Genomic DNA, 693 nt, shown 5'->3' with positions numbered 1-693 from the left:
ATCCCATTGGGCGTACGCGTTGCCAAAGGCCGTGCACGCAATGCCGACGTATTCGTGTCCATCCACGCCGATGCCTTTACCAGCCCGTCCGCTCGCGGTACCGGCGTATATATGCTCAATACCAAAGGAGCGACCAGCTCGGCGGCAAAATTCCTTGCCCAAACCCAAAACAACGCCGACGCCATCGGCGGCGTACAAACCAGCGGCAACCCCAATGTCGACAACACGATTTTGGACATGACCCAAACCGCGACCCTGCGTGACAGCCGCAAACTCGGCCATTCCGTCTTGACCGAATTGGGCAAACTCAACCAATTACACAAAGGCCGCGTTGACGAAGCCAACTTCGCTGTCCTCCGCGCGCCGGATGTTCCGTCCATTTTGGTGGAAACCGCCTTCCTCTCCAACCCTACCGAAGAGCGGCTACTCGGCAGCGAATCCTTCCGCCAACAATGCGCCCAAGCCATTGCCACCGGTATTCAAAAATACATCAATACCGCCGTTTTACGACGCGGATAATGGCTTGATGAAACAAAGGCCGTCTGAAAATTTTTCAGACGGCCTTATCTTTTCAAGCAATCTATTTAACCGCACTTCCCTACCGCAGCCGGATAGACGGACACCTTCGTCTGCGTCAATGCAAATAAGTTTTCCAACTGGATTTGCGCCTGACGGTTGGCATGCTCCAAAATC

At 54.3% G+C, this 693-nt stretch carries 1 protein-coding gene and 1 pseudogene; one reads left to right on the top strand and one right to left on the bottom strand.

The window, feature by feature from the left end; genetic code table 11:
* On the top strand, positions 1 to 519 hold a 519-nt coding region (locus ACTHUM_RS16780; RefSeq protein ID WP_440403523.1), incomplete at its 5' end, for an N-acetylmuramoyl-L-alanine amidase.
* A gap of 65 nt (positions 520 to 584) precedes the next feature.
* Here the strand turns inward: ACTHUM_RS16780 and ACTHUM_RS16775 are convergent.
* Positions 585 to 693 (bottom strand): annotated as a pseudogene (locus ACTHUM_RS16775) (DUF4230 domain-containing protein); the annotation flags it as partial.

This window comes from Neisseria sp. P0021.S006 (assembly GCF_051956895.1).
Note: the sequence above shows the minus strand (reverse complement) of the source record. Positions and strands in the feature narration are given on the sequence as shown.